We start from the raw sequence: 24797 nt of genomic DNA, 5'->3' as shown, positions 1-24797 counted from the left end.
TATGACGGTATATGGATTTGGCGAAGTATTACTGCGCTATACCCCGCCTAATTATGAACAGCTTAAAGATGCCAATACATTGGGGGTAAACGTGGGCGGTGCAGAATTAAATGCACTTGTAACACTAGCTCAATTTGGACACGCAACTGAGATGTTAACGGCCCTACCAAATCATGCTTTAGGGCAATTAGCTTTACAAAAAATGTATCAATCACGCGTTGGAACACAGTTAATACAACATGTAGACGGGCGTATGGAAACATATTATATGGAAGAAAGCTTTGGTTTTCGAAGTGGAAAGGTGATTTATGATCGAGAGCATTCAACATTTGCTGAACAAGGCCATGTGGTAATGGATGATGTATCTATTAAAGCAGGTGACTATGTGATATTGACTGGCATTACACTGGCTATTAATGAAACCATTCGTGAACAAATCGTAGATATACTTAAAAAGCTTAAAGCGCAAGGTGCACATATTGTGTTTGATATCAATTTCAGAAGTAATTTATGGTCAAAAGACGTTGCGGTTCCAGTAATTAAATCCATTTTACCTTTAGTTGATGTACTTTTCTTTGGTAAAAAAGATGCAACGCATTTACTTGAGACAAACGTAGAAAGTGACGACATGAAGGCTTGTGCTGAAACGATACAACGACAATATGGTATACCACTCATGGCATCAAGTAATAGAGACATTGAACAGAGTACCTTACAAGGTGTTGTCCTATCTGAAAAAGGTTATTTAGAAGGCGAGTCATACCAGTATACTGTTTTAAACCGTATTGGCGCGGGAGACGCATTTATGGCAGGCGTGTTGCATGGTTTAATCAACCAATTGGGATTTAAATGAAACCATTGATTTTGCGACGAAATGTGCTGTCTTACAACATACAACAAATGAAGATGCGCTAGCGGTGGATGAAAGTGATGTCTTTAAATTGGCATCGCATTTTGGAGAATTAAAGCGTTAAACACATTACATTTTATGAATGACTAAACTAACACAAAACGCTTTTATGTAAGCGCATTCAACTAAAATATGTGAAACTTGAATGAGTGTAAGTTAATTTGTTTTCGACGAGTGCGCTAGATATTGAAACAGAAAATAAAATTCAAAAAGCGTTTAAAAAACTTTCAGAACACAGAACGTCTTTAATTATTGCACATCGATTATCGACGATTAAAGATGTCGACCGTATTATCTTTATTAAAGATGGTCAAATTTTAGAAGAAGGAAGTCATGATGTATTAATGCAGCATGATGGTCAATATAAACAACTATACTTATCTCAATTCTCAGATGTTGAAACGTTTTAAATATAAAGAGAGGACCCATCCATTATTTGTAATGGATGGGTCCTCTCAGACTTTGTTGGCAGTTTTTTATGCACGCTCTCCGCGAGTCCAGCCTTAGCCTGTAGTCTGCGGCTAGTGCTATTTCCGCAGTAGTCAGCATAAATCAATTGATAAAAGAGATTAATATGAAATGCTTTCTATGATGAACCTAGATATTTATACCTTATGCGTTCAATTTTTATAAAATACTTTATTAATTATGCTTCAGCAAAATTACTCAGGATGTGCTTCTGCATGAACCGTAATTAAATGTTTGAAGTGGTTATCGTAAGCTTGCCAATCTATGTTCTTGTTGGTTTGATCAGTGATTAGGACATCAATTGTATCGCTAGAACAAACATTGTAAAGTGATACTTTATCAAATTTAGAGCTATCAGTGAGCACATAAACGGCTTTAGCTTGTTTCACCATTTGTATTTTTGTAGAAGCAAGTCTGTCATTAAAATGTGTAATCCCTTTTTCTAAATCAATTGCAGGCGTCGCTAAAAATAATTTAGAAGGGTTAAATAATTTTAATGTTTCGTTTGTAATCATGCCATTAAGTAAATAATTATCTTGATATAAAATGCCTCCAGTGACGATAATCTGATTGGCAGTTGATTTTAAAATCGAAGCGATGTGAATGTCGTTCGTGATGATTGTTAAATTACTTTTTTGTGTAAGCGCACGCGCAAAGTGAATAGTCGTCGATCCCGAATCAATGAAGAGGGTGTCGCCATTTTCAACGAATTCCGCTGCTTTAAGACCAATTGCTACTTTTTCATCATAATAACTTGTTTCACGATCATCAAAATTCAATTCATCCCATACTTCTGAATCGTTCAACACGACGCCACCATGCGTGCGCTTGATCTGGTTGTATTGCTCTAACTTATTTAAATCACGACGAATGGTCGCTTCATGTACATTGAATTCAAGCGCTAGATCATGAATGGTCGCTTTTTTATTGGTTTTTAAAAAAGTAATGATAAATTGTTCGCGTTCAGCTGGTAACATCGATGACGCCTCCTAAATGATGATTAAATTTTCAAATAGCTATGCTGTTTCATGTTCGCCACTTTGCATATGCTTTGGCATTTTAATAAAGTAAGTCAGAATCGTACTAATAAAGTATAGAATTGCGAGTACCCAAATCACACCAATTGCTTGTATACTGCCAATGAATAAATAGACAATCATCGGTCCGACAAATACAGGTAATCCTGCACCTAAATTAAGTACAGACAAAGCCGCACCCTTGTCTTGTTTAACAAGTGATGGGATCAATGCGGATAATGGTACATAAGCAGCGATAAATGCACCCCAACAGAATCCGACTACAGTTAATAGGACAATGTTACCATCTGTCCAAATAGGGACATAACCCATTAATAAAACAGAAATACCACTGCCAATACCACCGAAATACATCACGGTATTACGCCAACCAATTTTATCTCCGACGATACCAAAGATTAAGTTAAAGATAATGTTACCAACGAAGATCGTTGACCATACCGCAAGCCATTTCGAAGTGGGTATGCCAAATGATGAAAGATAGATTGGTAAAAAGACTGGAAAGGCAAACTGTGCCGTCGTATTAATCACACGAACGATACCACCTAATAATACTTTCGGTTCATCTTTCATAATCGTTATGCCTTTAAGTATTTCTTTTAATTTTTCTTTTGAACTTCCTTGATTAGATGGTAATTTGTCTTTGTTCAAAACTAAAGTGAAGAATCCACCGAGTACCACCCAGAATAATGAGCTCCATAATGTATTGATATGACCGAGATACTCAATTGCCCAAATAGAATAAAGCGCACCTAATACATTTAAGCCACCGGTAAATACAAACCAGAACCAACCAACGGCTGCACCGAGTGTCTTTTGTTCTGAACGGTAAGAAATCCATACCAAGAAGGAATAAGCAAACAACGGATAACCTAAACCTCTAAGTGCGTATGCAGGTAACATGAGCGCAAGATTTTGTGATGGAATCGCAAATCCGACAAAGAATATTGTACCAATAATATAGAAGGTTAAACCTAGCATCATTGTTCGTTTACCGCCGAGTGCTTCGGCAAATACACCACTAAGCCAACTTGCTAATGCAACTGTTACGCCATATGCAGAAAAGAGTAAACTTGTTTCTTGAACCGAAAAGCCGTGACCGTGTAGCCATGGACTTAGCCATCCAATTTCTAAACCATCACCCATCATGAAGATGATAATACCAATATAGCCCCACACAATTTGTCGAGGCATGCCTAAAATCGAATTCGAATGATTCATTTATATACCACCTTTTCAGTCATTGTTTACCAATGATATTGTAAATAAGTTTTTTTCCATCCTTTGTGTGCTGCAGTATCATCCATGGCTTCTTTTAAATCTGAAGTATCATGAATATGATAGTAAGCCTCTGGAATCAATTGTCTCAATGCTTGTTGGTACTGTTTATTACTAAAGGCATGAATGAGTTGCTCGAATTCACGTTTTGTACTACGTGAACTACCTGAAAATGTCAGACCTTTTTCAAGAACATCTCTGGTGTTAATACCAACGCGTTCTTCCGTGACACCCATTAATACAATATGCCCCTGTCTATCGATCAAATCGATGGCTTGGTTAATTGCAGATTCTGAAAATTTACCACCCGTACATTCAAAAACAGTATGTACGCCACGATACTGATTGAAATCGAAGTCAAATACGAGATGTGTTGTGGCAAAGTCTTCAAAGGCAGCTAGTTTTTCTTGAACTGCACCAAATACAATTAAATTTGCTTTATCAATACCATAAATATAATGTAAGGCAGTTGCTGCTAAATAACCGACTGGACCATCTCCAAAGATTGCAACTTGTGGGGACGTTTCAGTTGTTATCTCGTCAAGTTGATTGATTGGAAACAGTGATACTGAACATAACTCAGCAAGTAATGAGACATCTTCATCTAAATCTGTTGGAACTTTTACGACATTATCGCCAGGCACCACCATGCGATCTTGGCATATACCATCAAATCCACTGCCCATAAATACGGCGTTTTCATCATAATTATCTTGGAATGAAGTCGTTGGATATGTACCTTTACGTAAGTGAGAAGGGATATTTGGTACAATGACAACTTTATCTCCTTGTTGAAAATCAGGATGTTTAGAATCTTCTACGATACCGATACCTTCGTGAAAGAGTGCCATAGGTAATTTCTTTGCGAGTGCTTCTTGGCGACGATTGCCAGTATAATAACGTAAATCTGCATGACAGACACTTGCTTTTGTAGGTTTAACGATAATATCTTTCTCTTCGAAATCATGCGTAAGGGTATCTTTTTTGAATACGCCAGGTTCGATTAAGCGAAAAGCGTTCGATTCGATTTTCATATTTGCGCAACTCCTTTATATTTATGTTCATTTATGTTTGTACGGCTAATAGTAAACGCTTACACAATTCTTTGTCAATGATTATAATGCTTTTTTGTGTTTCTTTATGTATTTTTATGAATGTTTGTGTTGATTTTTATAACTATCTTCATTATGATTTAGGAAAGCGTTTTCTTATAGCGAACTGGAGGATAAATTATGACTTACAGTATAGGGATAGATTTTGGAACTGGCTCAGGAAGAGTGTTCTTGGTGAACACTGAGAATGGAGAAATCATAGGTCAATATGTACAAACATATGCCCATGGCACAATTGAAGGTGAACTCAATGGACACAAGCTGCCACAAAGTTATGCATTACAAAATGCGAATGATTATATGGAAGTCATTGAAACAGGGATACCAGAAATTTTGGCAAAAACAAATATAGATGCAAAGGACATTGTTGGTATAGGTATAGACTTCACTTCTTCCACAGTCATATTTGTAGATGACCAAATGGAACCAATGCATAACAATCCTAAATTTTATAACAATCCTCATGCTTATGTGAAATTATGGAAGCATCATGGCGCTCAGGCAGAAGCAGATCTATTGTTTAATACTGCGATAGAAGAGAAGAATCGCTGGTTAGGATACTATGGATTTAATGTGAGTAGCGAATGGATGATTCCTAAGATCATGGAAGTGAATGATAAAGCGCCAGAAGTCATGACAGAAACGGCTGATATTATGGAAGCTGGGGATTGGATTGTGAATCGACTTACTGGTGAAAATGTTCGATCTAACTGTGGTTTGGGCTTTAAGTCTTTTTGGGAATCATCTACAGGCTTTCATTATGATTTATTTGATAAAGTGGATGACAATTTATCAGATATTGTACGCACGAAAGTAGATGCGCCCATCGTCAGTATAGGTGAAAGTGTCGGTACAGTGAGTGCAGAGATGGCACATAAATTGGGGCTTTCACCTGAAACGGTAGTAAGTCCATTCATTATAGATGCGCACTCAAGTTTACTAGGTATTGGTGCTGAAAAAGATAAAGAAATGACAATGGTTATGGGAACAAGCACGTGTCATTTAATGCTGAATAAAGAGCAACATAAAGTACCTGGTATCTCGGGGTCAGTTAAAGGTGCCATTATACCAGATTTATATGCATACGAAGCAGGACAAACAGCAGTTGGTGATTTGTTTGAATATGTAGCTAATCAATCCCCATATGAATATGTAAAAACGGCAGAAGATAGAGGAATTTCAATTTTTGAATTACTTAATGAAAAAGCAAGTCAGCGTTATCCTGGAGAAAGTGGTCTGATCGCTTTGGACTGGCATAATGGGAATCGGAGTGTGTTAAGTGATAGTAATTTGAAAGGGAGTCTATTTGGCTTAAGTTTACAAACGAAACATGAAGATATATATCGTGCATATATGGAAGCAACAGCATTTGGAACAAAAATGATTATGCAACAATATCAAGGTTGGCAAATGGAAGTGGAACGCGTTTTTGCTTGTGGTGGTATACCTAAAAAGAATCATTTATTAATGGAAATTTACGCAAATGTATTGAACAAGAAGATTACAGTTATTGATAGTGAGTATGCACCAGCTATCGGAGCAGCCATTTTAGGTGCGATTTGTGGTGGTGCGCATCCTAATTTTTCTTCAGCTATCCAAGCAATGAAAGAACCTGTTTTATATCAAGTAGAACCAGATCATGCACAGGTCTTAATTTATAAAAAATTATTCAATGCCTATAAAGAATTACATGATTTACTGGGGTATAAAAAAGCACGCATTATGCGTAATGTGAGCGCATTAATGTAAGTTTTTATAAGATTTATATGACTAAAATCAACGACCGCAATCATGAATGGAAAATCATTTTGGTTTGTGCACTGAAAAAGAGGTGATTAAATAATAACGTATTACACTTTAAGGAGATGTTGATAATGGAATGGGAAATTGTAAATTTAGACATGACGTTTAAAGTAGATGCACCAGTAGAAGAAGTGTTTCGTGCCTGGACTAAGCCGAGTCTTTTTAAACAGTGGTTTATGACAACAGAAGAAACGAATAAAGTTGCCAAGAATCAATTTGAAATCAATGGAGACTGGGAAATTATCGATGTCAGAGAGGGCGTTGAATATAGAGCAATTGGCACGTATATAGATATTGTCAGTCCTTATAAATTGACGTTTTCATTTAAAATGCCTCAATTTAGTGAGTTAGAAGATATCATCACTGTTGAATTTGTTGATTTAACAGGAGCAACAGAAATTAAATTTAACCAAGGCATCAAAGTTCCTTTTGAAGGCGACACAAACGATTTTGAAGCGGATAAGACAGAAGTCAAAAAAGAAATGGAAACAGGCTATAACTTGATGTTTGAGCGATTAAAAAAGCTATGTGAAGGTTAATATTTACAATGAAGTCACTTTTAGAAAGTACTTATAAGTAGTGACAAAGTTGAAGGTAATAGGTTTTGCCTAATTTGAGATTTAAAAGCCCAAGTTAAGTTTTCAATAACTCAACTTGGGCTTTTTGAATATTTAAGACATAAAACTCGAAATCGCATCTATTAAGCTATAAAGGCCTAAGAATGTAACGACAAGTACCACAATACCCCCGATTATATTGAGCCATAGCGTATTTACGTAATGACCCATCAAGTTTTTCTTATTAATTATGATGAAAATAAGAATGGCCACAATAGGTAAGATAATACCATTTAATGCTTGGGCCACAAGTAGCACTTGAAGCGGTTCAAAGCCTAAAGCTGAAGTAATAATACCGATAATGATGATGATCGTAAAAACAGTCTTATATTTCTTACTTTGCATCCCGCCTTGCCAACCTAATAAACTACTGATCGTTGCAGCGGCGCCTGCAGGTGATGCAATAGCTGAAGAGAGTCCAGCTGCAAATAATCCGATACTGATGGCGAATGGTGCTGCATTTCCAAGTACAGGTTCAAGCGGACCAGCGAGTTGAATCACACTTGTCACTTCTTTACCTTGTATTAAAGTAGCAGCAGCAATTAATATAGCTGCTGAAATAATACCACCAATAGAAATTGAAATGACGGTGTCCCAACGTGCATATTTTAATTCTTTAATATTGCCAAAACGTTCATGTACTGCAGTTGAATGTATAAAGAAATTGTATGGAACCACGGTAGTTCCTATCAGTGCGATGATTGTGATAATAGATCCGTTTGGAATTGTAGGCACAAACACACCTTTTAAAATACCAACAATATCTGGTTGAATTACTATCATCGTAGTAATAAAGATAATGCCCATAATAACCATAAGTACAAGCATAATTTTTTCTAAAAAACGATAGTTGACAAATAACCCAATGAGTAAAATGATGATACCGATGACAGGTGCTACCCAATGCTCTGGTAAATTTAATAAATAAGAAGCACCTAACGAAGTCCCGATTAAGTCACCACTGATATAGGCAGCACAACCAATTGTAACTGCTATTAATGTAAACCATACAATGATAAGTTTACCGACTCTATGTTTAAATAAATCTTGTATTGCTTCACCTAAACCTTCACGTGTGACGAGAGATAAGCGAATGATCATTTCCTGCAGCACAATTGTGGCTACAATAGAAAATACAACGGCCCACAATAAACTATAACCGAAACCGGCACCACCTTGTGTCATTGTGGTCACTGTACCTGGACCGATAAATGAGGCAGTGATAATCATTCCGGGACCGAGTGATCTTAAAATCTTCCCAGCTTCTTTAAACAATAGCACCACTCCTCAAATTATTTTGTTTGATTTAAATAAGCGACGTGGCCAGCAAGTACATATAACACTGCTGTAGAGACAAAATGAGCTGAGTTTTGATTGGCATCCATCATAGGATATACTTCCACGTAGTCCATGCCACAAAGGCCTAGTTTTCCGAATTCATGAATCATCGTAAGGAGTTCATAAGAAGATAACCCATTACCATCGACAGGACCACCAGGATTAAAGGCGAAGTCAAGTACATCACTACAGATAGTTAGGTAGACAACATCTACATCCTTGCTCGCTTGCGCGTAGATTTCGTGAGCATATGTTTTCAAGTCTTTAGCCGCTCGAATATCATTAATAGTTAAAGTTACTGTACCAGCTTCTTGTGCGAAGCGACCAGTTTCAGGCTTATTTCTAGGACCGTGTATACCAGTGTGAATAATACTTTCGTTGCGTATACCATCCGTTTCATAAAGTCTCATAAAAGGGGTGTTACGCGCATAAGGTTCACCTTCGTAATCAGGCATGTTGTCATAGTGCGCATCTAAATGAATGATGCCTACTTTTTTGCCTGTTTCCGTTAGTGCTTTCAGTATTGGATATGTCACACCATGCTCTCCACCAAAGCCAACTAAGAATTTACCACTATCCCAAAGCTTTTTAGCGAAATCACTAATATTGTCGTAACTTTGCTTATTATCGTGTGCTACAAAGGGCACATCACCAACGTCTCCCATCGTTAGGTGTTCACTGATATCAATGTGATTGAGCTCAGGTAAATATTGACTATAGCGAGCTGAACAAACACGAATTTGTTTCGGGCCCAATTCTACACCCGTATAATCGCCCCAAGTACTTTCACCTTCAAATGGTGCGCCATAAACGATGACGTCTGTATCTAATGTATTTGTCTGATTGAGATTCTTACTATTTAAAAAACACGGTACATTACCATAAATATTGTTCTTCATAATTGTACATCCTCCCTTTTGTTGTAAATAAGTATATAGATTATTAATTTGTATTTCAAATAAATCAGAAAATTCTAATTTTTGAAAAGTGAAGATATACTTAAATATTAAGAGGATAGCAATGAAGGTGTGATGGAGCAGCTTAAAATAAAAAAGTGAACCTCAGATATAACAATGAAGCGCAATAAATACAGCGAATATGGAAAACACTTAGATGCTATAACAAAAAAGCTATGAAGTCATCTCGCGTCATAGATGACTTCATAGCTAAGTTAAGTATATTATGAAAATTTGATTGATAACAATACATCATTTGATTATTCGTCGGATATAGTCCCTAAATATATAGGAATTATGCCCAACCACGGAAACGAGATGCTTCGGCAGTTCGTTTAATACCTAAGACATAGGCAGCTAAACGCATATCCATTTTTCTATCTTCTGCTAAATCATATATCGTATTAAACGCTTCAACCATTTTATCGCGTAATTTTGTGTTTACTTCTTCTTCTGACCAATAATAACCTTGATTATTTTGTACCCATTCGAAATAAGATACTGTTACACCACCAGCACTCGCAAGCACATCTGGAATAATTAAGACGCCGCGCTCAGTTAAAATACGTGTTGCTTCTGGTGTCGTTGGGCCATTTGCGGCTTCTGCTATAATTTTTGCTTTAATATGATGTGCATTCACTTCGTTAATTTGATTTGAAAGTGCGGCAGGAACTAAAATATCGCAATCGACTTCAAATAATTGTTCATTAGGAATAACGTTGTCATACAAATGTGTAACGCGGCCGTGTTGTTCCTTTAATTCAACGAGTCGGTCTACATCTAACCCATTAGAATCATGTAATGCACCAAAACTTTCAGAAATAGCTACAATTTTAGCGCCCATATCGTGTAAAATTTTTGCGATAAAGCTACCCGCATTACCGAAACCTTGAATTGCTACACGAGAGCCTTTAATGTCAATGTTTTTACGCTTGGTCGCTTCTTCAATTGTGATTACTGCACCTAATGCAGTTGCACGATTTCGTCCTTGTGAACCGCCTAATGAAAGTGGTTTACCTGTAATAAATGCAAACGCATTTGAGCGATTAATCTTACTATATTCATCCATCATCCAAGACATAATTTGGGGGTTTGTATAAACGTCTGGTGCTGGAATGTCACTTTCGGGACCAACAAATTGAGAAATTGCACGAACATAGCCACGAGATAAACGCTCTAGTTCTTGGTTACTCATTTGTCGTGGATCGCAAATAATACCCCCTTTACCGCCACCAAATGGAAGGTTAGTGATACCACATTTCATAGTCATCCACATAGATAGTGCTTTGACTTCTTCTTTATTAACATCAGGATGGAAACGAATACCACCTTTAGTAGGACCTACAGCATGATTGTGTTGGGCACGGTAGCCCGTAAACGTTTTTACAGTACCGTCATCCATGCGAATAGGGATGCGGACTTCTAAAAATCTTAAAGGTTCTTTTATAAGTTCGTACATACCTTCATCAAAACCTAATTTATGTAAAGCTTCTTTGGTAATTTCTTGAGTAGAAGTTACTAAGTCATTATATTCTGTCATTATAAAACTCCTCTATTTATTACTTAGATATTTAAAGTGATACATAGTTTATGTTAATAGCGTTGAGAATGAAAAGCAATACAAAGATCTGAATTTTTATAAAAGTTTGAAAATTCAGTTAATGTAATAGCGCTTTCTTTTAAGCTGGATGAATAAACTCAATTAATAATTTAGCAGTGGGATATCAAAGATACTATAACTTACTATTGACTAAATTTTCAGAAATCAATAAAATGTTTAATTATATCAAAAATCTATATTGAGTACTTAAAGATAAGGAGCACATTCAATGGAACAAACATCATTTAAACGTGCCATGAAACAGCGCCATCTCATGTTATTAAGCTTTGGTGGCGTTATTGGTACAGTATTATTTTTAAGTTCTGGGTATACTTTACAACAAGCTGGACCTCTAGGGACTGTCTTATCTTATATAGTAGGTTCAATACTTGTTTATCTCGTCATGCTTTGTTTAGGACAATTGGCTATTAAACACCCTGTGACAGGTGGTTTTCATACATATGCGAGTAAATATATACATCCATCTATTGGCTACATTGTTGCGTGGTTTTATTGGTTGACCTGGACAGTAGCATTAGGTTCTGAATTTACAGCAGTGGGTATTTTGATGCAAAGGTGGTTTCCAGAAATACCTGAATATATCTTTGCTGCAAGTGCAATTATATTAGTATTAATTTTTAATATCATATCGACACGCTTTTATGCAGAAGTTGAATTTTATTTTTCTTTAGTTAAAGTGGTTACTATTATTGTATTTATTATCTTAGGCATATGTGTCATTTTAGGTTTGATACATTACAATGGTTATGAAGGTATACATACAGTGACTAACAGATATACGAATCCTACTTTTCCTAATGGTATAGGTGCGGTGTTCTTAACGATGTTAGCAGTGAATTACGCATTTAGTGGCACGGAATTGATCGGTATTGCTGCGGGAGAAACTGAAAATCCTAAACAAGTCATTCCTAAAGCGATACGTGCAACTTTATGGCGCTTAATTATCTTTTTTATCGGTACAATGGTTATTATTTCTATTTTAATTCCAAGTTATCAAGGGAAATCTTTGGAAAGTCCATTTGTAGTCATCTTTCAAAAAATGGGGATACCTTACGCTGGAGATATCATGAATCTAGTCATTATCACAGCCTTATTATCTGCCGCTAATTCTGGATTATATGCAGCAAGTAGAATGATATGGAGTTTAGCCAATGAAGGGGTATTTCCAAAATGGTTCGGACAGTTGAATAAATATCGCATGCCTATCAACGCAACATTATTTAGTATGGTAGGTGGTCTGTTGGCTTTATTATCAAGCATCTATGCAGCGGATTCACTCTATGTTGTGCTGGTGTCCATTGCAGGACTCGCTGTAGTCATCGTGTGGATGAGTATATGTGTTGCTTATTTCAATGCTAAAAGGTATGATCCTAGCCTTAAAATTCATCAATCTATACCTATTATAGGATTTATTTTATGTTTAGTTTCATGTATAGGAATGGTTTTTGATTCTAATCAGGCACCTGCACTTTATTTCGGTGTACCATTCGCTGTCATAGCACTCATATATTATTTCATTAAGTATCATAAGAAAAGAGGTAATTAAATGCGGTTATTAGAAAAATTGAAAGCTCAATCGCCATTGGTACTAGATGGCGGTTTGGCAACAACATTAGAACAAGCAGGCTGTAGTTTGAAAACTTCATTATGGTCCAGTGAAGTTTTAAAAAATAACCCTACACAAATTAAACAAGCACATCAAGCATTTACGGATGTGGGGGCAGACATATTGCTTACAAGTACGTATCAAGCGAGTTACCAAACTTTTTCTGATATTGGGATGAAGGCAACTGAAATAGATCAGCTATATAATACTGCAGTAAATCAAATTATGGAAGCCACGACGGATACACAAGTTATCGTGGGTAGCTTAGGGCCATACGGTGCCTATTTAAGTGATGGTTCTGAGTACACAGGTGCATACGATTTAAGTAAGGAAGATTATTTTCAATTCCATAAAACGCGTATAGAAGCATTGGTTAAAAGAGGCATCAATGATTTTGTATTTGAGACCGTGCCTAATTTCGAGGAAATTAAAGCGATTGTTGAATATATTGTGCCACATTATACAAATCAGACATTTTGGTTATCTGTCACAGTTAATGAAGACGGTGATTTATCTGATGACACAGAATTTGAAAAGTTATGTGCTTATATTAAGCAATATGCTGAACGCATACCGGTGTTTGGTATTAATTGTTCATCCGTCGCGGGTATAAATAAAGCTATAAGCAAAGGACTGAAAAATGTACCTCAAACAATAGCGCTTTATCCTAATGGCGGTGCACAGTACAATGCAGTGGAGAAAGAATGGGAAAGTGTAGGTAATCAAGGTTTAATTGTTGAACAAATACCTGATTGGTTAGACCAAGGCGTCAAGATTGTTGGAGGGTGTTGTCAAACAACACCAGAGAACATTAAATCTATTAAAGAGGCTATAGAAACGCAATAAGTGCTTATAAAATATTTGTTCAAAGGTACGTTCATCGTATGTGAAATCAGAGCACACTTTTTATTTTAACGATGTCGTTAAGTAATAAAAGTGTGCTATTTTTTATTTCATCAAGGCACATGATATTTAATGGTTAAAAAAGAAATTCAAATATTAAAAATGAGATTATAGTTTATTGTTTTAATCAATTAAAGAGTTAAAAAATCAAAAATGTAAAAATACAAAATTATCAAAAATGATTTATAGCATTAGTTGTAATTTTCAGAAAAAAAGAATATTATACAACCAAGCATTATTGAGATATATGCATGTAATCATTACATTAGTTTATTAATTGATAACAAAGGGGCTAATAAGCTAAGGCGATATATTAATGATGCTTTAAAACAATTGGAATTGGGGCAAGATTTATGACAAATACTTTGAACAGAGAGTTGAGTAATAGACATATTCAACTTATTGCGATTGGTGGAGCTATTGGAACTGGCTTATTTTTAGGGGCTGGTCAGTCCATTAGTTTAACGGGGCCATCGATTTTACTCACGTATATTATTGTCGGTTTTGTATTGTTTATGTTTATGCGTGCAATGGGTGAGATGTTACTTTCTAATACAGAATATAAAACATTTGCAGATATTGCGCACGATCAGATTGGTCCGTTTGCAGGATTTGTAACCGGGTGGACGTATTGGTTAACTTGGATTACTTCAGGGATGGCAGAAATTACTGCAGTTGCAAAATATGTAGAATTTTGGATACCCGATTTACCAAATTGGATCACATCTTTGTCTTGTATATTGATTCTTATGGCTTTTAATTTAACAAGTACAAAAATGTTTGGTGAATTAGAATTTTGGTTTGCAATTATAAAAGTTGTAACAATCATTGCATTGATAGTTATTGGTATTGTCATGATTGTATTTGCAATTCAAACACCTTTTGGTAAGACGGGGGTCTCTAATGTTTATAATAATGGTGGTTGGTTCCCTCATGGTGCATCTGGCTTTTTCATGTCATTCCAAATGGTTGTCTTTTCATTTACAGGTATTGAAATATTAGGTATAACAGCTGGAGAAACAAAAAATCCTGAAAAAACGATACCGAAAGCAATTAACAGTGTACCAATCAGAATATTATTATTTTACGTTGGTGCATTAGCGGTGATGATGTCCATTATTCCATGGCAAGATATTGATCCAAATAATAGTCCATTTGTAAGTTTATTTGCACTTATTGGTGTGCCATTTGCAGCGGGGTTAATAAACTTTGTGGTATTAACTGCAGCATCATCGGCATGTAATAGTGGTATATTTGCAAATAGTAGAATCTTATTTGGGTTATCTGAGAAAAAACAAACACATCATTTATTAATGAAAACAAATAAAAAAGGTGTGCCTTATATAGCAATATTGGTAACATGCGCTTTGTTATCTATTACGGTGTTATTAAATTATTTAATACCGAACGCAACACAAGTGTTCTTTTATGTCACAGCAATTTCAACAATTTTATTAGTCGCTGTATGGATGTTTATTGTTCATGCCTATGCAAAATACGTTAAAACACATCCTGAATTACATAAAAAGAGTGACTTTAAATTGCCCGGTGGTATTCATATGGCAAGAATGGTACAGCTATTCTTTGTATTCGTATTGATTATCTTACTTGTTGTACCAGAAACAAGAATGGGTGTTGTATTATCACCACTGTGGTTTATCTTACTTGGCTTGATTTATTTAAGATATACAAGAAAAGCACGTAAATTAGAAGTGAATAACCGATCAGACCTAGGATTAAAATAAAATAAGATGGGAATAGCAGTATTATCAATTCATATGTGTTTCAAAATGAGGCGATTGTAAATCGAAAGGGGCATATTCATACGGAAGCTGTATATTCTAAAGATGAACAAGGTGCATATCAAACATTAAAAATAATCATTGAACAAGATGTAGCAACAGTGTTTAAACTTTTAAGCACAACGGAAGGTATTCAACAATGGTTTCCACAATTATCATTTGAAGACCGTCAAGTTGGTGGTAAGATGAAATTCCAAATGGATGGGCAAGACGACGAAGAAATGGAAATTACAGCCTTTGAAGAAAATGAAACAATTGGCTATACATGGGATATTGGTACAGTAAGGTTTGATTTACATGATACTGGTAAAGAAACGGTATTGATTTTCGATGAATGTTTACCGTTTGCATTTCCACATATTATACTTGATTTTGCAGGCTGGCAGTTCCAAATGGAAAACATTAAGCAGGTTGCTGAAACTGGATCATCTATAGATCAACAAGCATTAGATTTTGATAGTAAAAAGCAAGAAATTGCAGAGAAATTAAATTTAAAATAATTCTTAAATATACAAAAAAGCATCTGTCAGTACAATTAATGTACTGACAGATGCTTTTATTTAACAGTATTTAGATTCAAGATAATTTAGAAAGCTTAAAATTTATCTTTTAAGTCTTTTGCTTTATCTTGAGCTTGATCTTTAACTTCTTTTTGTTTATCTTTGTCGTTTTTCACTTCGTCTACTTTGTCTTTTGCTTGGTCTTTAAAATCATCAAATTTACTCATTATAAAAGCCTCCTTTATGATTTGTGACACAGGTACTTTTCCACTCATATCATTAAATAAACATTTTTCTGATTATTTTTTGGGAATTTAAAAAATAAAAATTGAATTTGAATTTATTTTTAGCATGAAATAAGCTTTGTAGCGGTTGTGGATGGCTGAAGAAAAAATAAAAAAACAGAACAAACTTTAATAAAAAAAGTGGAGAAAATAGAGTTTATATTTTATAATATGGTAGATTATCAGCTAAATAATAACTTATCGGAGGTTTAATTATGGAATATACTTTACCTAATTGCCCAAAATGTGAATCTAGTTACACATATGAAGATGGTAACCTACTTGTTTGCCCAATGTGTGGTCACGAATGGTCTGAAACTGAAAATAAAGAAAATATGGAAGCGCAAATTACAAGAGATGTGAATGGTCATGAACTAGTAGATGGTGATTCGGTCACTGTGATTAAAGATTTGAAAGTAAAAGGCACTTCATTTGTCATAAAACAAGGTACTAAAGTGAAAAGTATCCGTATCGTAGAACCTGAAGATGGTCACGATATTGATGCTAAAGTGGATAAGATTGGTCTAGTTGGATTGAAATCGTCACTTGTTAAAAAATTAAAAAACTAATATTGGATAAAAATAGGGAGTGCCGCAGAAATGTTATTTTGCGGCACTCCATTGTTATATGTTACTTTTAATCATTTGATTTCTGTTGGATGTATTAATGATTATAAGTTTATCAATTGCTGGTGCTTGGGTAATGTATCGCTTTTCTACCATGCATAAAGTAGTAAAGGATAATGGATGCAATGACTACAATAGCCATCGTGATATATAGATAACGATATCCCATGATTGGCACCATGATACCTAATACGAATGGACCAATACCAGCGCCAAAGTCAGCAAACATGTAGAATGTTGAGGTTGCTAAACCAATTTTATCAACAGGTGATTGTTGAATGGCAATGGCTTGCGCACTTGGGACAATCGTTCCATAACCGATACCTACAAATATAGCTGAAATAAGTAACAATAGACTTGTGTGTGTGATTGCTAACAGTACTAAGCCAATTGCAAAGCTACATAACACAGGGTACATGACTTTATTTTCACCATAGGCATCATAAATTTTTCCTGTAAATGGACGTGTAACAAAGGTGCTGACTGCATAAACAATAAAGAAGAAACTAGATGCAGTCGCTAAATTTATTTGTTCCGTATAAACAGTTAAGAAAGACAATACGCTTGAATAAGCAATGCCGACGAATATAACGACAAATGAAATAGGTAGTGCTTCTTTTTGAATGTATGCACGAATGCCTTTATTTTCTGCTTCATCGTTGTTCTCAACAGGTGGTTTTGGTAATCCTTTAATAAATAGTGCGGCAATGAACGCAATGATGATGATAACCAAACTAACAATGAAAATAGATTCGAAACCGAATCGTTGGTTCAATACAATGCCACAAAAAGGACCAATTGCTGATGCTGTGGTAACACTGAGGGCGTAATAACCGATGCCCTCACCTTTACGTTTTTCAGGAATAATTCTTGATGAAATTGTTCCAGTTGCTGTCGAAGCCAAACCAAACGCTATCCCATGTAATAGGCGCACAAGCATTAATAAAAATAGACTGCTAATAAGGAAATATAAGCCAACAGTAATAATTGAAAAGATAATGCCGAATAGCAATACTTTTTTAGGTTGTAGATTGTCAATTACGCGCCCAGATGCTAAACGACCGAAAAGCATACCGATGATAAAGATACCGGCAGCTAAGCCACCCATACTTTCGGATGCATGGAATTTATCAATGGTAAATATAGTTACGGTAACAATTAACGTATAATGAATTAAATACATTAAAAAATTTACAAAGGTAATAGAGATAAAATCTTTCGACCAGAGTTTATCATACATAAGAAGACCGTCCTTTAATTATTTTTTCATACACTATTTATTATAATGATTAACGTGTGCTAATGTAAAATTAGTATTTTTAATATTTATATAAGAAACGCTTATGTAAAAAGGGGTGAAGTTATGAATTTTGAACAATTAGCTTATGTTAAAAAAATTTATGAAACAGAATCCATCGTTCATGCTTCGGAAGCGATGCATATTAGTCAATCTGCAATGAGTCAATCGATTGCAAATTTAGAAGCAGAACTTGGCTATAAACTGTTTGATCGATCTCGAAAAGGTACGTTGCCAACTGAGGTAGGTAAAAAAATAATCCCTTTAATCATTGATATTTTAGAAGCAAAAACACATTTAATATCAGAGGTTGATGCCATGCATTCAAATATTGCAGGCTCACTTAAAATTGCGACGATACCGACATTATTTAACAAAATTATACCCAAAGCATTGTCTACCTTTAAAAAGGATTATCCACACATTGAGGTTGAAGTGATTGAAAGTGACAGAGACAAAATTATGAAAATGGTAGAGGACAATGAGGTGGATATTGGCTTGATTGGGAAGACTGAAAGTGAAACATTTGGGCAGACCATCGTCTCTAATTCGCTTAATATATCTACAAATTTCAGATTGATTGTACCTAAAAAATCTAAATTATCATTACAAGATACGGTTGAAATGGAAGCTATTCAACAATATCCATTTGTATTATATGACCGCAATTTTTATCATCATAATTTTAAGCAATTTGAAGATGAAAATGGTCCGCTGAAAATTGTTTTTCGTACAAATAATCCTAGCGTTTTGATAAAAACAGTATCTGAAGGGTTAGGTGTCAGTATTGTTTCTAGTTTGATGCTTGAAGATGATCCGTTTATTTTAAATGGTCTCATTGAAATGTTACCTATTGGTGCGCCTTTTGACTATTATATTTATTTTACTGCTATCACTCATTTAGATAGAACAAATGAACAAACGATTCGAACGTTTATTGATTATTTAAGAAAGTGAGTATAAGGCCTAATAAAAACTGACTTTGTCGACAGTTTTTGTGCACGCTTTCCGCAGGCACCACCTTAGCCTGTAATCTTCGGTTAGCGTTTTTTTTCAGAAGTCGTTCCTAATAACAGCCTTTATGATATGAAAAGCATAATACGCTACAAATTTAAAGGTATTGATAGTTATTTTAAGTAATAACATAAATATGACAATAGACAAATCCGACACATGAATAGGGTGTTTTGTCTATATCAAAAAAGGCCCTAATACAATGACATATCATTGCATAGGGCATATTTTTGGTTTATTGAATCTTATTCAAAAAATGATGGAAGTGCGATAAATCGGATATTTGATGGTTACATAATGTGCTATCAAAACAAATGTAGTCACCTTTTTTGGTATATTGGCCATCATTGCCAGTACGTGTTTTTCGCATAAATAGAGCAACACGGGATTCTTTATTGCAAATAGAGCAGAAACCTTTGACAGTTTGGTTAGAAATGTCTCCGTATACACCGTTTAATTTTCCAAAGTTATCATAATAAATGATGAATTTTCTATTTGAAGCAATATCATTCCAACCGATATACGTACTTGTTTGTAGTACTTCATCACTGATAAGAGGTGTTTTTAGCTTTTTAACTTTTTTAAAAAGGTTAGTGACTTGCTTTTTACTCGGATGTTCAAATGGCTTAACATACATTTGTATGGTCGTTAAAATTTTTTGAGCTTGTTCTTTAGTTAGTTGTACATTCATGAGCTTTTCAACATTTGAACGAATTGTAGTGTCTCTCGAGTTAAATGTATTGAGTATTTCATCGCGTGTGATATCTTTGATTGAAGCGATTGTATTGGGATCGTTGACCGAATTATAAGCATTGACTAAATGTGCAACGCGTTCTTTTATATAATTAAATTGATAAGGGTAAAGTTGTTTTTCCATTTTTTATTAGTTCCTCTCACATAAATATAGCTTACATGCATAAGTTAGATGCCTTGTGATAAGGAATTAGATTACAAAGCATCGACTACGTTAATCGAACACTTTGTATTAATAATGTAGCATTTTTGTGCAACATGTCATCATCTCCATAAATATTTAATAATTATCTTATAACAGTCTATCGTATATGTGTCAAATCCGGTTTAATAATATAATATTGAAATCGCAATCAATTATTGTGTGGTCTATATATTTTTAAAATAAATGTTCTTTCGATATATACAATAAAGCGTTTTTATAATATAATATAGGTGAAAATAAGGTTATTGTCCACGAGGGAAATACATTACAGTTTCTGTAATATACAAGGGAGATAGAAATATGAAAAAAATTATGATTACTGGTGCATTAGGACAAATTGGAACTGAGTTAGTTGTAAAATGTAGAACATTATATGGAAATGACAATGTCTTAGCCACTGACATTAGAGAACCTGAAGAAGGCTCTGCATTGAAAGATGGTCCATTTGAAATTTTAGATGTGACAGACAAAGCACGTATGGATGAATTGGTTGAATCATTCAAACCAGACACAATGATGCATATGGCTGCATTATTATCAGCAACTGCTGAGAAAAATCCATTGTTTGCATGGGACTTAAATATGGGTGGTTTAATGAATGCATTAGAAGTAGCACGTGAATATAAATTACAATTCTTTACACCAAGTTCTATTGGTGCTTTTGGTCCGTCAACACCTAAAGTTAATACACCCCAAGTAACGATTCAACGTCCTACATCAATGTATGGTGTGAATAAAGTTGCTGGAGAATTACTATGCCAATATTACTTTGAAAAATTTGGTGTAGATACACGCAGCGTTAGATTCCCAGGTTTGATTTCACATATTAAAGAACCAGGTGGCGGTACGACAGATTATGCTGTAGATATTTATTTTAAAGCAGTTAGAGAAGGGCAATACTCAAGCTTTATCGCGAAAGATACATTTATGGATATGATGTTTATGGAAGATGCCATTAATGCGATTATCCAACTAATGGAAGCAGACGGCGTTAAATTAATTAATCGAAATGCTTATAATTTAAGTGCGATGAGTATTGAACCAGAAATGGTTAAAGAAGCGATTCAAGAATATTATCCAGACTTTAAATTAGACTACGATGTAGATCCGGTTAGACAATCCATCGCAGATAGTTGGCCTAATAGTATTGATGTAAGTTGTGCGAGAGCAGAATGGGGCTTCAATCCTCAATATGACTTAAGTGCAATGACTAAAGTGATGCTAGATGCTATTGAAGGCAAAGAGAAAGCAGAAGTAAAATAAAGCATACATTTTTTGAAGCTCGGACATAGTTTGATATACAGTTGTTAAGCATTTCACTATTTTAGGTGATGACATTAACGAAGTGTATGTCGACTATAGGTTCGGCTTCTTTTTTGTTTAAATAACAGCGATTTTAATACAAAATGCGAGCAATTAAACCATAAATTAATGTACGGACAGTGGTTTGATTATCCAAGATACATATTGTTGGTTTATTTGAAATTTTTTGAAAATTATTGAACACAGACTAGTGGATTGGTATAATTTAATATAATACTTAAGAATAAACATTGGGAGGAAGCAGTCATGTCAGAAAAAATTAAATTTGTACAGCGTGAAACACTTAAAGAAAAACCGGATCCAAGTGAATTAGGTTTCGGGAAATACTTCACTGATTATATGTTGAGTTTCGACTATGATATCGATCAAGGATGGCATGATTTAAAAATTGTACCTTATGGTCCAATAGAAATTTCTCCAGCAGCACAAGGTATTCATTATGGTCAATCTGTATTTGAAGGCTTAAAAGCTTATAAACATAATGGAGAAGTTGATTTATTCCGTCCATCAGAGAACTTCAAGCGTATTAATAAATCGTTGGCACGCTTGGATATGCCACAAGTAGACGAAGAAGTGGTATTAGAAGGTTTAAAACAACTTGTAGATGTTGAACGTGATTGGGTACCGGAAGGTGAAGGACAATCATTATATATTCGTCCATATGTTTTTGCGACAGAAGGTATTTTAGGTGTACGTCCTTCATACTCTTATAAATTATTAATTATATTATCTCCATCGGGTTCATATTATGGTGGTGCATCACTCAACCCAACTAAAATCTATGTCGAAGATCAATATGTCCGTGCCGTACGCGGCGGTGTAGGTTATGCTAAAGTTGCAGGTAACTATGCAGCAAGCTTATTAGCGCAATCTAACGCTTCAGCTCAAGGTTATGATCAAGTACTTTGGTTAGATGGTGTTGAACAAAAATACGTGGAAGAAGTCGGAAGTATGAATATCTTCTTCGTTGAAAATGGTAAATTGGTAACACCAGAATTAAATGGTAGTATTTTACCGGGTATCACACGTAAGACAGTGATTGAGTTAGCTCAAAACTTAGGCTATGAAGTGGAAGAACGCAAAGTATCTATCGATGAATTGATTGAAGCGCACAATAAGGGCGAATTAACAGAAGTATTCGGTACAGGTACAGCAGCAGTCATTTCTCCAGTAGGCCAATTAAAATACGGTGAGACAGAAATCGTAATTAATAATAATGAAACTGGTGAAATCACACAAAACTTATATGATCATTATACTGGTATTCAAAGTGGTAAACTTGATGATCCACAAGGATGGAGAGTCGTAGTACCAAGATATTAAAATTGATCCTAAAAAGGTTGGTAACGCGCATGCGCGTTACCAACCTTTTTAGGATGATATCTATTTGAATGACGGCCGCTAATCGATATTAATTTTTTGAAATGTCATTCGCTACATCTTCGTTGATGCCTTCTTTAAAATTTTGTATGAATACATCGAGACTATCAAAAAAGCTAACAGCAAATAAGGATAAAATAATGACGGCAATGCCTTTATACCAACTTGACGGTGACATCGGTTTGTCCCTTTTCGAAAAATAAATAACGATTAAAATGCTAACGATAATAAAAGTAATTGCATAAATCATGATACGCTTACCCCTTTATTAATCGAATGAAAATAATTGTAGCTGGTTACTTTTGTGTGTTTTCTCTGTTTTCAGCTTGCTTTACGCCATTTTCTCCACCTTGCTTAATGTCATCTACATGATAGAATCCATTGACAATGACAATGACCATGGCAAATGCAATGACACCGATGCCTTTAAACCAACTTGATGGTGACATGGGTTCATCTCTTTTTGAAAAATAGATACCAATACATACTGCAATAATTACAAATACTATAAAGTAACCCATTTTAAAAACCCCCCTTGTAGTATTTAAATGTTTTTGCACAATTTATATTTTTTGACATTATGATAACATAATACGTATAGAACGCAAATTAAGTTAAGTATCAGATACATGCAATTAAATCAAATTCAGTTACAATATTTGTTTCGTGTGACATTTTTGTACTAAAATATAAAGCGTGAATTATTTTAATTAAGCGAAATTATAGGAGCTGTTCAAGCATGAAATGGATTTTATTTGATAAAGATGGCACGATTATATATTTTGATCGTAGTTGGATGAAGATTGGGCTACAATTAGTAGATGATTTTATGGAAAAGTATGATCAAGATATTGATGATAAGTCAGCAGCATATGCACATTTAGGTGTGGTTGACGGTGAAATACAGCCGGGTACAATCATGGCTTCAGGTGCACTGGATGAAATGGTGCAAGCGTTTTGTGATATTGCTGGTCAAGATGTCACAAAATGGGCACAAGCGCGCAGTCAAACTTTAGTAGATAATAGGGTGCCTGAAAATGTATTGGTTGAAGGTATCGAGGATACGTTAAAAACATTACAGAATCAAGGATATAAAATGGGCATTGTTACAAGTGATTCGAAAAAGGGTGTCGAGCAATTTTTAGAGATTACTCAATTTAATCACTTTTTTGATGTTATTATTTCAACCGAAGCGAATGCAGTCGAAAAGCCAAATCCAGAAGTATTAAATCCATTATTTAATCAATATGATGTTGCTCCTGAAGACGTCGCTATCGTTGGTGATACAGCAAATGATATGCAAACGGGTGTTAATGCACAGCTCGGATTAAAAGTTGCGGTGTTAACTGGTGTAGGATTAGCAGAGGAATTTACCCAAGCGGATTATACTGTAGAAACAGCAAATGATATCGTAAAAATATTAAAAAAATAGGCGCAGTGTCTAAAATATGTCATAATATGCTTAACGTATATTATGACTTTTTTAATATTTAATTTTAAATATTGAGGTGATCAAAATGATTGATGGGAAGTATGCAGATTATCATGGCGAGACGTTTAAAATTGTGGAAATGATAAGTAATGACGTGGTGTTGGTCACTGAAGATGAACGAGCGTTAGATATAGGGTTTGAAGCTAAAACAATAAAACATTCTAAACATACATTATATTTTAAACAAGTAGCACGTGATGATATCGATGAGCTTTACGCATTATATCAAGAAGCGCGATATGGTGGTGCAATCTTTGATTTGTATCAAGATACGGAAGGTCAACTATATATCGGAACAGAAGACCAAGATAAGGCAAGTACCTTTGGTTTAGCGCAAACGGATGAACATTATTACAGTAAATATGTGACAGACGATGAAATTGAAAAAATTATTTACCGTAGCCATATTGAGTAATTTACTGTTATACGCATAAAAAGTCACTCCGACCAAAACCTAGTGGAGTGACTTTCT

25 protein-coding genes are annotated in these 24797 nt (G+C 34.9%); 14 read left to right on the top strand and 11 right to left on the bottom strand.

Translation table 11 applies throughout. The features are described from left to right. The first annotated feature begins 1 nt into the window (after position 1). Both ACM6UH_RS12030 and ACM6UH_RS12025 read left to right on the top strand, forming a co-directional pair. Positions 2-853, top strand: a complete 852-nt coding sequence (locus ACM6UH_RS12030; protein WP_231097704.1) for a sugar kinase — start codon at positions 2-4, stop codon at positions 851-853. A 218-nt stretch (positions 854-1071) separates the two neighbouring features. After that, the gene (locus ACM6UH_RS12025) at positions 1072-1320 is read left to right on the top strand and encodes a hypothetical protein (RefSeq protein ID WP_047502888.1); all 249 of its coding nucleotides are present in this window, start codon (positions 1072-1074) and stop codon (positions 1318-1320) included. 252 nt (positions 1321-1572) lie between these two features. On the opposite strand, the gene ACM6UH_RS12020 is transcribed toward ACM6UH_RS12025, so the two are convergent. From ACM6UH_RS12020 to ACM6UH_RS12010, 3 genes are read right to left on the bottom strand one after another with little or no spacing between them, the layout of a single operon-like run. Beyond that, positions 1573-2355 (bottom strand): DeoR/GlpR family DNA-binding transcription regulator, encoded by a 783-nt coding sequence (locus tag ACM6UH_RS12020; protein WP_048787192.1) that lies wholly within the window; start codon positions 2353-2355, stop codon positions 1573-1575. Positions 2356-2394: 39 nt separating this feature from the next. Next, positions 2395-3636: an MFS transporter gene (locus tag ACM6UH_RS12015; protein WP_011303811.1), complete on the bottom strand. Its 1242-nt coding sequence runs from the start codon at positions 3634-3636 to the stop codon at positions 2395-2397. Between the two features lie 26 nt (positions 3637-3662). Then, a complete protein-coding gene (locus ACM6UH_RS12010; RefSeq protein WP_048787193.1) occupies positions 3663-4727 on the bottom strand; it encodes an alcohol dehydrogenase catalytic domain-containing protein in 1065 nt (354 codons plus the stop codon). 198 nt (positions 4728-4925) lie between these two features. On the opposite strand from ACM6UH_RS12010, the gene ACM6UH_RS12005 reads away from it, so the two are divergent. Both ACM6UH_RS12005 and ACM6UH_RS12000 read left to right on the top strand, forming a co-directional pair. Beyond that, positions 4926-6554, top strand: coding sequence for a ribulokinase (locus ACM6UH_RS12005; RefSeq protein ID WP_048787194.1), 1629 nt, complete (start codon positions 4926-4928; stop codon positions 6552-6554). Between the two features lie 125 nt (positions 6555-6679). Then, positions 6680-7147, top strand: coding sequence for an SRPBCC family protein (locus ACM6UH_RS12000; RefSeq protein WP_048787195.1), 468 nt, complete (start codon positions 6680-6682; stop codon positions 7145-7147). Between the two features lie 132 nt (positions 7148-7279). Here the strand turns inward: ACM6UH_RS12000 and ACM6UH_RS11995 are convergent, their stop codons facing one another. The 3 genes from ACM6UH_RS11995 to ACM6UH_RS11985 form a co-directional block, all read right to left on the bottom strand. After that, positions 7280-8500, bottom strand: a complete 1221-nt coding sequence (locus ACM6UH_RS11995) for an Nramp family divalent metal transporter (RefSeq protein WP_433911968.1) — start codon at positions 8498-8500, stop codon at positions 7280-7282. A gap of 17 nt (positions 8501-8517) precedes the next feature. Continuing rightward, positions 8518-9462, bottom strand: a complete 945-nt coding sequence (locus ACM6UH_RS11990; protein WP_048787197.1) for an agmatinase family protein — start codon at positions 9460-9462, stop codon at positions 8518-8520. A gap of 352 nt (positions 9463-9814) precedes the next feature. Further along, positions 9815-11059: a Glu/Leu/Phe/Val family dehydrogenase gene (locus tag ACM6UH_RS11985; protein ID WP_011303805.1), complete on the bottom strand. Its 1245-nt coding sequence runs from the start codon at positions 11057-11059 to the stop codon at positions 9815-9817. 289 nt (positions 11060-11348) lie between these two features. Here ACM6UH_RS11985 and ACM6UH_RS11980 point away from each other — a divergent pair, with 289 nt between their 5' ends. The 4 genes from ACM6UH_RS11980 (at position 11349) to ACM6UH_RS11965 (ending at position 15951) form a co-directional block, all read left to right on the top strand. Next, positions 11349-12686, top strand: a complete 1338-nt coding sequence (locus ACM6UH_RS11980; RefSeq protein ID WP_283995376.1) for an amino acid permease — start codon at positions 11349-11351, stop codon at positions 12684-12686. Further along, positions 12687-13592 carry a homocysteine S-methyltransferase gene (mmuM, locus tag ACM6UH_RS11975; RefSeq protein ID WP_047502878.1) on the top strand — a complete coding sequence of 302 codons (906 nt, stop codon included), beginning with the start codon at positions 12687-12689 and terminating at the stop codon, positions 13590-13592. Between the two features lie 410 nt (positions 13593-14002). After that, a complete protein-coding gene (locus ACM6UH_RS11970; RefSeq protein ID WP_047502877.1) occupies positions 14003-15394 on the top strand; it encodes an amino acid permease in 1392 nt (463 codons plus the stop codon). 35 nt (positions 15395-15429) lie between these two features. Further along, positions 15430-15951, top strand: coding sequence for an SRPBCC domain-containing protein (locus ACM6UH_RS11965; RefSeq protein ID WP_231097703.1), 522 nt, complete (start codon positions 15430-15432; stop codon positions 15949-15951). Between the two features lie 95 nt (positions 15952-16046). Here ACM6UH_RS11965 and ACM6UH_RS11960 read toward each other — a convergent pair whose 3' ends face one another. After that, entirely contained in the window at positions 16047-16178 is a 132-nt protein-coding gene (locus tag ACM6UH_RS11960) for a hypothetical protein (RefSeq protein ID WP_002484110.1), read from the bottom strand. 272 nt (positions 16179-16450) lie between these two features. Here ACM6UH_RS11960 and ACM6UH_RS11955 point away from each other — a divergent pair, with 272 nt between their 5' ends. After that, the gene (locus ACM6UH_RS11955) at positions 16451-16804 is read left to right on the top strand and encodes a zinc ribbon domain-containing protein YjdM (RefSeq protein ID WP_011303800.1); all 354 of its coding nucleotides are present in this window, start codon (positions 16451-16453) and stop codon (positions 16802-16804) included. Positions 16805-16916: 112 nt separating this feature from the next. On the opposite strand, the gene ACM6UH_RS11950 is transcribed toward ACM6UH_RS11955, so the two are convergent. Continuing rightward, on the bottom strand, positions 16917-18101 hold the full coding sequence (locus ACM6UH_RS11950) for an MFS transporter (protein ID WP_048787198.1): 1185 nt from the start codon (positions 18099-18101) through the stop codon (positions 16917-16919). 123 nt (positions 18102-18224) lie between these two features. On the opposite strand from ACM6UH_RS11950, the gene ACM6UH_RS11945 reads away from it, so the two are divergent. Beyond that, entirely contained in the window at positions 18225-19115 is an 891-nt protein-coding gene (locus ACM6UH_RS11945) for a LysR family transcriptional regulator (RefSeq protein ID WP_048787199.1), read from the top strand. Between the two features lie 292 nt (positions 19116-19407). Here ACM6UH_RS11945 and ACM6UH_RS11940 read toward each other — a convergent pair whose 3' ends face one another. Then, positions 19408-20049, bottom strand: a complete 642-nt coding sequence (locus tag ACM6UH_RS11940; RefSeq protein WP_048787200.1) for a FusD family fusidic acid resistance EF-G-binding protein — start codon at positions 20047-20049, stop codon at positions 19408-19410. 381 nt (positions 20050-20430) lie between these two features. On the opposite strand from ACM6UH_RS11940, the gene ACM6UH_RS11935 reads away from it, so the two are divergent. Together ACM6UH_RS11935 and ACM6UH_RS11930 are read left to right on the top strand one after the other, a co-directional pair. Next, the gene (locus ACM6UH_RS11935; RefSeq protein ID WP_002484105.1) at positions 20431-21393 is read left to right on the top strand and encodes an NAD-dependent epimerase/dehydratase family protein; all 963 of its coding nucleotides are present in this window, start codon (positions 20431-20433) and stop codon (positions 21391-21393) included. Between the two features lie 306 nt (positions 21394-21699). After that, the gene (locus ACM6UH_RS11930; RefSeq protein ID WP_002484104.1) at positions 21700-22776 is read left to right on the top strand and encodes a branched-chain amino acid aminotransferase; all 1077 of its coding nucleotides are present in this window, start codon (positions 21700-21702) and stop codon (positions 22774-22776) included. A gap of 88 nt (positions 22777-22864) precedes the next feature. On the opposite strand, the gene ACM6UH_RS11925 is transcribed toward ACM6UH_RS11930, so the two are convergent. Both ACM6UH_RS11925 and ACM6UH_RS11920 read right to left on the bottom strand, forming a co-directional pair. Further along, entirely contained in the window at positions 22865-23083 is a 219-nt protein-coding gene (locus tag ACM6UH_RS11925) for a hypothetical protein (protein ID WP_047502861.1), read from the bottom strand. A 46-nt stretch (positions 23084-23129) separates the two neighbouring features. After that, the gene (locus ACM6UH_RS11920) at positions 23130-23354 is read right to left on the bottom strand and encodes a hypothetical protein (protein WP_047502859.1); all 225 of its coding nucleotides are present in this window, start codon (positions 23352-23354) and stop codon (positions 23130-23132) included. Between the two features lie 218 nt (positions 23355-23572). Between ACM6UH_RS11920 and ACM6UH_RS11915 the strand changes: the two genes are divergently transcribed. Together ACM6UH_RS11915 and ACM6UH_RS11910 are read left to right on the top strand one after the other, a co-directional pair. Next, positions 23573-24265 (top strand): HAD family hydrolase, encoded by a 693-nt coding sequence (locus tag ACM6UH_RS11915; protein ID WP_011303792.1) that lies wholly within the window; start codon positions 23573-23575, stop codon positions 24263-24265. A gap of 85 nt (positions 24266-24350) precedes the next feature. Continuing rightward, on the top strand, positions 24351-24740 hold the full coding sequence (locus tag ACM6UH_RS11910) for a hypothetical protein (RefSeq protein WP_048787550.1): 390 nt from the start codon (positions 24351-24353) through the stop codon (positions 24738-24740). Positions 24741-24797: the final 57 nt, after the last annotated feature.

The sequence above is a fragment of the Staphylococcus sp. LKG4-2 genome, assembly GCF_050955665.1.
Lineage (GTDB): Bacteria > Bacillota > Bacilli > Staphylococcales > Staphylococcaceae > Staphylococcus > Staphylococcus saprophyticus.
This window is presented reverse-complemented; position numbering and strand designations above follow the sequence as displayed.

Coding starts and splice junctions, on each gene's coding strand:
- ACM6UH_RS12030 (WP_231097704.1), top strand. CDS start 2: ATGACGGTATATGGATTTGGCGAAGTATTACTGCGCTATACCCCGCCT.
- ACM6UH_RS12020 (WP_048787192.1), bottom strand. CDS start 2,355: ATGTTACCAGCTGAACGCGAACAATTTATCATTACTTTTTTAAAAACC.
- ACM6UH_RS12015 (WP_011303811.1), bottom strand. CDS start 3,636: ATGAATCATTCGAATTCGATTTTAGGCATGCCTCGACAAATTGTGTGG.
- ACM6UH_RS12010 (WP_048787193.1), bottom strand. CDS start 4,727: ATGAAAATCGAATCGAACGCTTTTCGCTTAATCGAACCTGGCGTATTC.
- ACM6UH_RS12005 (WP_048787194.1), top strand. CDS start 4,926: ATGACTTACAGTATAGGGATAGATTTTGGAACTGGCTCAGGAAGAGTG.
- ACM6UH_RS12000 (WP_048787195.1), top strand. CDS start 6,680: ATGGAATGGGAAATTGTAAATTTAGACATGACGTTTAAAGTAGATGCA.
- ACM6UH_RS11990 (WP_048787197.1), bottom strand. CDS start 9,462: ATGAAGAACAATATTTATGGTAATGTACCGTGTTTTTTAAATAGTAAG.
- ACM6UH_RS11985 (WP_011303805.1), bottom strand. CDS start 11,059: ATGACAGAATATAATGACTTAGTAACTTCTACTCAAGAAATTACCAAA.
- ACM6UH_RS11980 (WP_283995376.1), top strand. CDS start 11,349: ATGGAACAAACATCATTTAAACGTGCCATGAAACAGCGCCATCTCATG.
- mmuM (WP_047502878.1), top strand. CDS start 12,687: ATGCGGTTATTAGAAAAATTGAAAGCTCAATCGCCATTGGTACTAGAT.
- ACM6UH_RS11970 (WP_047502877.1), top strand. CDS start 14,003: ATGACAAATACTTTGAACAGAGAGTTGAGTAATAGACATATTCAACTT.
- ACM6UH_RS11960 (WP_002484110.1), bottom strand. CDS start 16,178: ATGAGTAAATTTGATGATTTTAAAGACCAAGCAAAAGACAAAGTAGAC.
- ACM6UH_RS11955 (WP_011303800.1), top strand. CDS start 16,451: ATGGAATATACTTTACCTAATTGCCCAAAATGTGAATCTAGTTACACA.
- ACM6UH_RS11950 (WP_048787198.1), bottom strand. CDS start 18,101: ATGTATGATAAACTCTGGTCGAAAGATTTTATCTCTATTACCTTTGTA.
- ACM6UH_RS11945 (WP_048787199.1), top strand. CDS start 18,225: ATGAATTTTGAACAATTAGCTTATGTTAAAAAAATTTATGAAACAGAA.
- ACM6UH_RS11940 (WP_048787200.1), bottom strand. CDS start 20,049: ATGGAAAAACAACTTTACCCTTATCAATTTAATTATATAAAAGAACGC.
- ACM6UH_RS11935 (WP_002484105.1), top strand. CDS start 20,431: ATGAAAAAAATTATGATTACTGGTGCATTAGGACAAATTGGAACTGAG.
- ACM6UH_RS11930 (WP_002484104.1), top strand. CDS start 21,700: ATGTCAGAAAAAATTAAATTTGTACAGCGTGAAACACTTAAAGAAAAA.
- ACM6UH_RS11925 (WP_047502861.1), bottom strand. CDS start 23,083: ATGATTTATGCAATTACTTTTATTATCGTTAGCATTTTAATCGTTATT.
- ACM6UH_RS11920 (WP_047502859.1), bottom strand. CDS start 23,354: ATGGGTTACTTTATAGTATTTGTAATTATTGCAGTATGTATTGGTATC.
- ACM6UH_RS11915 (WP_011303792.1), top strand. CDS start 23,573: ATGAAATGGATTTTATTTGATAAAGATGGCACGATTATATATTTTGAT.
- ACM6UH_RS11910 (WP_048787550.1), top strand. CDS start 24,351: ATGATTGATGGGAAGTATGCAGATTATCATGGCGAGACGTTTAAAATT.